The following is an 8,673-nucleotide window of genomic DNA, read 5'->3' on the forward strand; positions in this document are numbered from 1 at the left end:
CTACGTGGATAAGCCCCCGCCGCTAACGCTGTTTCTAACGCCCAAAGGGGTCGGAATTGGACGCGAAAAGGGGGTCGCGTTTGGATGCGATTTGACACGGTTGCCAAAGCCCGGCAACTTTTAGTCGAAGAGGGCCTGGACGGCGCTCTCACGCGCAAACACTCGCCCGCGTCTGCCCGGCGGCGCATCTTCGATGGCGCAGCCGAGGCAAAATTGATCGCACTCGCCTGCTCGGCCCCACCCAGTGGCCGCACGCGCTGGACGCTCGAACTGCTGGAGGAGGCGGTGGTCGAACTGAAGATCGTCGATCGCGCCAGCGATAATACGATCGGGCGGATTCTAAAAAAAACACGCTCAAGCCTCACCTGCGAAAGCAATGGGTGATTCCGCCGGACGGCAACGTCGCCTTCGTCGCCGCCATGGAGGACGTGCTCGAGGTCTATCATCGGCCGTACGATCCTGCACATCCCGTAGTCTGCCTTGACGAGACGTCCAAGCAACTTATCGCCGAAACCCGCTTGCCCATCCCCGCCAAGCCGGGCAGCCCAGCGCGACACGACTATGAATACGAGAGAAACGGCACGGCTAACCTGTTCATGCTATTCGCGCCCCTGGAGGGCTGGCGGCATGTCGAGGTCACCGATCGCCATACGGCTGTTGATTATGCCGAAATACTCAAGGACTTATCAGATCAGCATTTTCCGGACGCAGCCAGGATCGTGCTCGTGCAGGACAATCTGAATACCCACAAACCCGCTTCACTGTACGAAGCCTTCCCCGCAGCCGAGGCCCGCCGCCTGGTCGAACGCTTTGAGTGGCACTACACCCCAAAACACGGCAGTTGGCTGGATATGGCTGAAACCGAACTCAGCGTCTTGTCCACCCAATGTCTGAACCGGCGTATCGCTGACAAGCAAACCCTGATCACGGAGGTCGCCGCCTGGGAGGTCTCTCGAAACCAAGCCCCCGTCTTCTTCGGGGCTCTGCGCCAGAATTGCAGCGGGTATTGTGTTGAAGGCCTTGACGACCTTCGCTCCGCTCAGGGTCTCCTGAACGATGCTTGAGGAGAACTTACCGCCCAATTCAGTCGGGGTGAAATCGGGAAAGTCGATCGCGTTTGTCGCGTCGATGACCGTTTTTCCGCTCCAGTTCGTCGTGGAAGCAAGCCCAGCAATTTCCGGATAAGGGATTGCCAAGATGACGATCTGGGCCTTGAGCGCGTCCGCCGGTGAACTCGCGGTCACTGTCGGCCCAATCGCCTTGGCTAGCGGCGCGATCGCTTCGAGCGGTCGCCGGGCCGCGACGGAGACCTGAATGTTTTTACGGGCGAACGCCCGGGCAAGCGCCTGGCCGATAGCGCCAAAACCTATAATCGCAGTGCTCATGAGATCCGCCGGATCGCTGTTTAGAGTGGAAATATCCGTACCAAGGCAGGCGCCTCAGGCTATTGTCCGAACGACGCCACCGTCGACACGCAAGGAAGTGCCCGTCGTCGCCGACGCTTGCTCCGAGCAGGCATAGACAACCAGATTCGCGACTTCTTCCGTTGTCGCGAAGCGTTTGATGAGCGTTGACGGGCGCGTTGCCTTGAGGAACTGCTGCTCGGCTTCGTCTTGTGTAATGCCTTGCGCCTCCGCAGCCGCCTTCATCCAGCCGCCCATAATCTCCGAACGGGTCGGGCCAGGGAGGACAGAATTGACGGTGACGCCCGTCCCTGCGACCACCTCGGCCAAGCCCCTGGAAATGGCGAGCTGAGCGGTCTTGGTCATGGCGTAGTCGATCAAGTCCACGGGGATTGCGAGCGCGGACTCGCTACTGATGAAGACGACACGCCCCCAGCCGCGCTTCGTCATGTTCGGCACATAGTGGCGGGAGGTGCGAATGCCGCTCATGACGTTGAGCTCGAAGAGATCGGTCCACTCACTGTCGCCAATTTCGAAGAAAGCCTTCGGGCGCCCCGTGCCCACATTGTTGACGAGAATATCCGCATCCGGCTCCTGCGCGAACAGCGTCGCAGCGCCTTCCGGGGTCGCAAGATCGGCGGAGACGCCGGTGAACTCACCCTTTGGGAAGAGGTCGCGCAACTCGCGAAGTGCTGTATCGACCCTTGCCTGGCCGCGGCCGCTGATGACAACCGCGGCGCCAGCACGCGCCAATCCTTCCGCAATGGCGCGGCCGATACCCGCCGTGGACCCTGTTACGATTGCCTTTCGGCCTTTGAGATCGATGATCATACTAAAACTCCTTTGATCACCGGAACCTGGGCGCGAAGGAATTCTTTTATAATCGTGCAAAATCCCATAGTATCTATTCCAGAGGAGAATAGCTTGGATCGATTTCATGAATTGAACGCATTCATTTCTGTCGCTGAGGCGGGCGGCTTCTCGGCCGCCGCTCGGCGCGGCGGCGACGCGCAGCCGGCCATCAGCAAGGCCGTCGCGGCGCTCGAAAAGCGGCTTGGCGTTGCATTGTTCCATCGAAACACGCGCAGTGTAACGCTGACGGATCAGGGACAGCGATATTACGACCGGGCGAAGCCGCTGCTCGATGAGATGAATAAGGCGGAAACCGAGCTAACGAATAGCTCAGTCGCAATCTCGGGAACCGTCCGGATCAGCGTGGCGGCAACTTTTGGACGGCTACATGTGCTTCCGCTGATCCCCAAGCTGCTGTCGCTTTATCCCGACCTGCATATTGATCTCATTCTCTCGGACTTCGTGCGGGATATGGTGGAGGATAGAGTCGATTTAGCCATCCGGGTTGGGCGTGTCGACGAGCCTGACGCCGTGGCCAAGTTCGTCGTCGAAACGCCCTTGGTCTGCGTTGGATCTCGCCGGTATTTCGCGCAACGCGGCACACCGAAAATTCCTGCCGATCTTCTGAATCATAACTGCCTAGTCTACAACGGGCTGCATGAGGCGGCGAATTGGACGTTTATCGGGCCTAATGGCCAGTTTAGCGTAACCGTTCGGGGAAGCCTCAGTTCCAACAGCGTTGAAACCATTCGCATGGGTGTTCTGGCTGGTGTCGGGATCGGCCTTTTTGCGAAAGTTTCGCTCGCAGAAGAGCTTGCACAATCGGATGTCATCACGGTTCTTGATGATTTTGTGCAAGGCGTTCGAGACATAAGCCTGGTGTGGCCAAAGCGCCGGTTCGTGCCGGAACGCGTGCGGTGCGTGACCGATTTCTTAGCGAAGGCCATACCGAAACGGCTTTAGGCTACGTCTGCTTCTGGGAGGTACGCCGTTAGCAATCTACATCCGACATGAGGGGAAAGCCGCCGTACAGGACAGACCAATTGAATGGCGGCTGTGCGCCCATTCTCGCCGTTTCCGAGCCAGGGGTTACGCATGAAAGATGCTGATCGCAGCTTGAATATGGAAAACGGTAGTCGGTCGAATATTTTCAATTCTGTCCGGTTGCTTGAATGGCAGTGGTTTTGGCCCGGGCCGCCGGCTCATCGTAAGCGTCGATAGAGCGGCCTGGGAGTTACCTGCCAGCCAACGCCCGGCTATTGGTCGACCAATACGTCCATCGCGATCCTCGTCGAATCCTCGGAACACGCGGGGTCAGGTTTCCTCAAGGAGCATGACGAAGCGCTCCCGTACCCATCGCTGAACCGGGTGCGTCGTCGTCCGATCATGCCAAAGCATGGCGAGTTCGAAGCCCGGGACGCCAATGGGGGGATCAAAGACCTGCAGTCGCTCCCTTGCCTCGCGAACGATGCGCGCCGGCACGACCGCGATCATGTCGGAGCTTGCGACGATCATGGGAACGACAAGAAAGCCCGGCGCGGAGAGAGCGACATGCCGCGATCTCCCCATCGCTTCGAGAACAGTGTCGGTCGGCCCGGCGAAGCCGCCTCCCTCGGGGGATACGATGACGTGGTCGAGGCTGCAGAACAAGTCGAGGTCGATCCTGCCTTTGACATCAGGGTGCCCCGTTCGCGCGAGCGTGCGCATCCGTAAGTGCTCTGGCGCCGTTTGCGGCCGGTTAATAGCCAGATCGACCGCTCCGCGCTCCATTTGGCCGTACAAGGCGGTGAGATCCAGGCTATGCCACGCAATCCGAAGCCCCGGCGCTTCCTGCCGCAGGGTACGGAGCAGAGGCAGAAGCAAGGCGCTCTGCGTGTAATCGGTGGCCGCGACGCGGATCGTCCCTTTCGCTCGTGAAGGATCGAATGCCGAGTCCGCTGCCACAGCACGGCGCACAGCTTCGAGCGCATCATGCAGCTGCGGTTGAAGTTCCATCGCTTTCTGGGTCGGCACCATGCCGCGTTGCGTCGGGATCAACAGCGGGTCGTCGAAGATGTCGCGCAACCGTGCCAGACGGGTTGAAAGCGCGGGCTGGCTCATGTTCAGGCGACGTGCCGCATGGGTCACATTGCGCTCGGCCAGCAAAGTGTCGAGCGTCACGAGCAGGTTGAAATCGAGCTGGTTGGTATCCATGGCGTAGATGCCAGCACAAAGATCCTTTGATTTCAAGAATGACGAAGTGATCTCTAGCTTTATGGGCAGGCTGAAAGCCGGCCCTTTCCTTTCCTTTCCCGTTCAGGATCACCGCATGAGCAACATTCTTATCGTCCACGCCCACCCCGAAGCCCAGTCGCTGACCAGCTCGTTGAAGAACCTCGCGGTCGAAACACTGACCGCACAGGGGCATCAGGTTCAGATATCAGACCTCTACGCCATGGGCTGGAAGGCCGTGGCCGATGCCGCCGATTTCCCGCAGCGTAAGGACGCCGACCGGCTGCACTATGCATCGGAATCGGGCAACGCCTTCGCCAGGGGCACTCAGCCCGCCGATGTCGTGGCAGAGCAACAGAAGCTGCTTTGGGCGGACGCCGTCATCCTCACCTTCCCGCTGTGGTGGTTCAGCACGCCCGCGATCCTGAAGGGTTGGGTCGAGCGTGTCTATGCGCATGGTTTCGCCTACGGCGTCGGTCCGCAAGGTGGAGAACGCTGGGGCGATCGGTATGGCGAAGGGACGCTCGCCGGGCGCCGGGCGATGGTCGCCGTCAACATCGGCGGCCGCGAGCCGCACTACAGCGAGCGCGGCGTGAATGGCCGCCTCGACGAGATCCTGTGGCCCATCCAGCATGGGCAGCTCTTCTATCCGGGCATGGAGGTCATGCCGCCCTTTGCCGTTTACCAGAGCGACCGCCTGTCGGAGGAGCGCTGGGGGGAGGTCGCCGCCGCCTTCAGGGTCCGGATGGCAAATCTCTTCACCGACACGCCGATCCCATATCGCACTCAGAATGGCGGCCACTACGATGGACAGCAGGTGCTTAAGCCTGGTCTTGGCATCGGAGAGACAGGGTTGCGCATCCATCTGGCGCAGCCGGGCGATCCGGTCGAGCATCTTGAGACTGCCGAAGCGCGGCCCGCGGCGCTTGTCCGCGCCTGTTCAAGACACTCCACTAGACGCGCGTTCAGCTCAAACAGTCAAGTTGATCTCAAGGCCCTCACGATGATCGAATTGCCACGACGTTTCCGATGTGCGGCGCCAGAGGGCGGTGCGAAGCATGCGCGCACCGCAGGAGAAGGCCTCGGAATGGAGTGAAGCAACCGCCACGATCGTCCCCGTTGGAGGGCCAATCGCGACACGCGATTGGCGACGGGGATGATTAGAAGACGTAGGAAATGGGGCGGTTCAACAAGTATTCAGACGGCGTAGGAGGTGAGCGTAAAGCAGAAAAAAAGGCTTGCTGGATCGTATGACGGCCTTTTTCTATAGGTCCGCGCACCCACCTACCTGTAGCTGCGCGACTTTATCCGCAGCCATGCGCGATTTCATCGGCCATTTCTGCTCAAATTATCTGATCGCAGACCGCTTGCCGTGCGCAGATTGGGTGCCTCCATGCCCAAATTAACTGATCGGTGCGCGACATCAACCGCCCATGCGCAAAAATCGTGACACAACATTAGCCGTTTGATCTCATTGAGATTTCCTGATTTAGTCGATCACGTCGGTCGGATCTCGAATGGGTATGAGAGCCGTCTGGTTTGTCTCGAAAGGTTCTATACGTCCGAGCTATGATGCCTCAGAACGATGAAAACGATCCTATTGGGGCGGAAAAACTGTCTCAGCCGACCGTACCGCTGGGGTAGACCGAAATGGCACGGTCAGGCGGGTACTATTCTGCTAAACCTGCCGGAGAAGACGATGAGCAATCATGACATTCTGCAAGGTGGCTGCCTATGCGGCCAAATCCGCTACGCGATCTCGCCAGGAAGCGTGTTCGATGCAGGATGGTGCCATTGTCGCCAGTGTCGGCAAATGACGGGGTCTGCCGCTCTTCCATTTTTCAACGTCATGCCGGCAGCCTTCGACATTCTTCAAGGCAATCCCAAACGCTATTGCTCCTCCTATCAAGGCTGGCGCGTCTTCTGCGGTGATTGCGGATCACCGATCTGGTATCAGCCGGCCGAACCGGGAGGCCATATCGCCGTCAACACCGGGACCCTCGATCATCCCGACGACCCATCGGTCCGGCCCAGGTTCCACATGTTCGACGTCGAACGGCTTACCTGGTTCGACGCGGACCCGGCACTGCCGCGATTTCAAGATAACGAACTGACCCATCCCGACACCAGAAAGCTGTATCAACCCTGATTTTCCGCGCATATACGCAATGGAACTGACAACGAAATTTGTGGACAATGTGCAGGTGGCGCTGGTTGAGCGGTTCTATGGAGAAGTCTGGAATCAGGCGGACGAAGGAATTGCGAGAGAGATCCTGCACCCCGGTTTTCGGTTCCGTGGTTCGCTCGGTGACGAACGGATCGGCCATGAAGGCTTCATCAGCTACATGCGGACAGTCCATGCCGCTCTTAGCAATTATCGATGCGTCATAGACGATCTGGTTTGGACAGAGTTTCGTGTAGCGGCACGCATGAGATTTACCGGTGTCCATCGCGCACCATTTATGGGAGTTCCTGCGACTGGCAGGCAGATTCTGTGGGCTGGCGCTGCATTTTTCACGATAGCAAGCGGGCAGATCACTGAGCTTTGGGTGCTTGGCGACATCGACGCTATTCGGCGACAACTTGGCGAATCAACGTCGTCCTGATCATGACCGAGGTTCCGGTTCGGTCCCAGTGTCACGAATTTTGCGCCCGGACGGCTGATGTTGCGCACCGATCAGTTAATCTGCGCACGGCGTACGCCCTGCGATCACATGATCTGAACAGGAATCGCCGATGAAATCGCGCATACTTGCGGAGGATCTCGCGCAGCTACACGTAATGCGCCAGTTCCGGCAAATTTACCAACCACTGTGAGAAGGCCAAGGATTCAATATGCAGGATATAACTAAGGTCGCGATCGTGACCGGCGCATCGCGCGGAATCGGCGCGGCGATCGCGCGGCACCTTGCGGCCAATGATTTTGCCGTGCTCGTGAACTACAAGACCAGGAAGGCCGAGGCGGATGCAGTGGTCGCCGAGATCGTCCGTGCCGGTGGGAACGCCACTTCCTGCGAGGCTGACGTGTCTTCGGACAGCGATGCCAAACGACTGATCAACTTTGCGGTCAGCGAATTCGGACGAATCGATGTCCTGGTGAACAACGCGGGTCTCGCAATGGGTCGCCCGCTGATCGAGATTGATGCTGAGCACGTGAATGCTCAGACCGGGTTGAACATCGCCGGCCTGCTGTTCGCATCCAAGCAGGCGGTCCTTGCCTTTGGTGATGCCGGTGGCGCCATCATCAATATGGCGTTTCGCCGATACCGGGCGGGGCGGTCTACTGCGCGACTAAAGCGGCGGTGAACGCCATCACCGTCAGTCTGGCGACCGAATTGGGGCCACGGAAGATCCGTGTCAACGCGGTCGCTCCCGGCCTGACCATGACGGATCAGATGAAAGCAAAAGTTCCCGAGGAAGCGAAGCAAGAGATCATGAAGGACACTCCGCTGGGCCGTCTCGGCACGCCGGAGGAAATCGCCGAAGTCGTTGGTTTTCTGGCTTCTGACGCTGCCCGATGGATCACGGGGCAGGTGATTACCGCATCAGGCGGGTATCGGTGACGTTGGTTCGCGATCAGTGTCACGAATTTTGCGCACGGGCGGCTGATGTCACGCGCCAATCAATTAAATCGCGCAGAGAAGCACTTAATCTGCGCAAGGAGCCGGGCCTGAGATCACATAATTTGCGCAGAAACTAGCGATGAAATCGCACACGCTCGCGGATGATGTCGCGCAACTACATCTATGCGGCGCGGGATGGCAAAACGAAACATCCGATCGGGTTGTTTGATCGCTCCCGGGTCCTGCACTGGCTTGACGGAATGGAGGAACAATTCGCCGGCGTCACGTCATGGATGCCGTAAACGATACGCCAGACGACCCCGATCGCGTCGTTCGGGACGCTCAGGATCGTCTCGAAAAAGCAGAACACCGGGCGATGATCGCCGATGATCCCACGGCCGAACACCTCCACGCCCTGCGCGCATTCCTTGCCGCCTTCGCTTCCACGGCAACCCTGCATCAGATGACAACCAAGCGGGATTATCATGCCGCGCGGGATATTCAGGACCGTCTCGACAAAAGCATGAACCTCGCCGTCTCGGCCGCCCGCGCTGACGTTTCCAAAGCTCATGCCGAAATGGCGCAAAGCCTGATCGGGTCGATCAGCACTCGCGCATCGGCTGAGATGTCAGCCATGGCCCGCA

At 59.0% G+C, this 8,673-nt stretch carries 8 protein-coding genes and 4 pseudogenes; 9 read left to right on the forward strand and 3 right to left on the reverse strand.

All coding sequences use genetic code 11. The features are described 5' to 3' along the window. Positions 1-84 precede the first annotated feature (84 nt). Together B7X49_RS18310 and B7X49_RS18895 are read left to right on the forward strand one after the other, a co-directional pair. Entirely contained in the window at positions 85-384 is a 300-nt protein-coding gene (locus tag B7X49_RS18310) for a helix-turn-helix domain-containing protein (RefSeq protein WP_286840572.1), read from the forward strand. Next, positions 381-1,064, forward strand: coding sequence for an IS630 family transposase (locus B7X49_RS18895; protein ID WP_353744449.1), 684 nt, complete (start codon positions 381-383; stop codon positions 1,062-1,064). Before B7X49_RS18310 ends, B7X49_RS18895 begins: the two co-directional genes overlap by 4 nt. A gap of 63 nt (positions 1,065-1,127) precedes the next feature. On the opposite strand, the pseudogene B7X49_RS18900 reads toward B7X49_RS18895, so the two are convergent. Further along, positions 1,128-1,385: pseudogene (locus B7X49_RS18900) on the reverse strand (NAD(P)-binding domain-containing protein); the annotation flags it as partial. 54 nt (positions 1,386-1,439) lie between these two features. Further along, positions 1,440-2,234, reverse strand: coding sequence for an SDR family NAD(P)-dependent oxidoreductase (locus B7X49_RS18320; protein ID WP_286840576.1), 795 nt, complete (start codon positions 2,232-2,234; stop codon positions 1,440-1,442). A gap of 93 nt (positions 2,235-2,327) precedes the next feature. Between B7X49_RS18320 and B7X49_RS18325 the strand changes: the two genes are divergently transcribed. Beyond that, positions 2,328-3,218, forward strand: coding sequence for a LysR family transcriptional regulator (locus B7X49_RS18325; RefSeq protein WP_286840578.1), 891 nt, complete (start codon positions 2,328-2,330; stop codon positions 3,216-3,218). A 351-nt stretch (positions 3,219-3,569) separates the two neighbouring features. Here the strand turns inward: B7X49_RS18325 and B7X49_RS18330 are convergent, their stop codons facing one another. Then, entirely contained in the window at positions 3,570-4,448 is an 879-nt protein-coding gene (locus B7X49_RS18330) for a LysR family transcriptional regulator (RefSeq protein WP_286840580.1), read from the reverse strand. 115 nt (positions 4,449-4,563) lie between these two features. On the opposite strand from B7X49_RS18330, the pseudogene B7X49_RS18335 reads away from it, so the two are divergent. The 6 genes and pseudogenes from B7X49_RS18335 to B7X49_RS18360 all read left to right on the forward strand — a co-directional run. Further along, positions 4,564-5,340, forward strand: a pseudogene (locus B7X49_RS18335) (NAD(P)H-dependent oxidoreductase); the annotation flags it as partial. A gap of 825 nt (positions 5,341-6,165) precedes the next feature. Continuing rightward, positions 6,166-6,615 carry a GFA family protein gene (locus tag B7X49_RS18340; protein ID WP_286840584.1) on the forward strand — a complete coding sequence of 150 codons (450 nt, stop codon included), beginning with the start codon at positions 6,166-6,168 and terminating at the stop codon, positions 6,613-6,615. A 19-nt stretch (positions 6,616-6,634) separates the two neighbouring features. Then, positions 6,635-7,072, forward strand: a complete 438-nt coding sequence (locus B7X49_RS18345) for an ester cyclase (protein ID WP_286840586.1) — start codon at positions 6,635-6,637, stop codon at positions 7,070-7,072. A gap of 229 nt (positions 7,073-7,301) precedes the next feature. Continuing rightward, a pseudogene (locus B7X49_RS18350) lies at positions 7,302-8,029 on the forward strand (SDR family NAD(P)-dependent oxidoreductase). A 164-nt stretch (positions 8,030-8,193) separates the two neighbouring features. Continuing rightward, complete coding sequence (locus tag B7X49_RS18355) at positions 8,194-8,331, forward strand: hypothetical protein (protein WP_286840587.1); 138 nt, start codon at positions 8,194-8,196, stop codon at positions 8,329-8,331. Then, positions 8,319-8,673 (forward strand): annotated as a pseudogene (locus B7X49_RS18360) (hypothetical protein); the annotation flags it as partial. The gene B7X49_RS18355 and the pseudogene B7X49_RS18360, both read left to right, overlap by 13 nt.

The sequence above is a fragment of the Acidiphilium sp. 34-64-41 genome (assembly GCF_002282635.1).
Lineage (GTDB): Bacteria > Pseudomonadota > Alphaproteobacteria > Acetobacterales > Acetobacteraceae > Acidiphilium > Acidiphilium rubrum.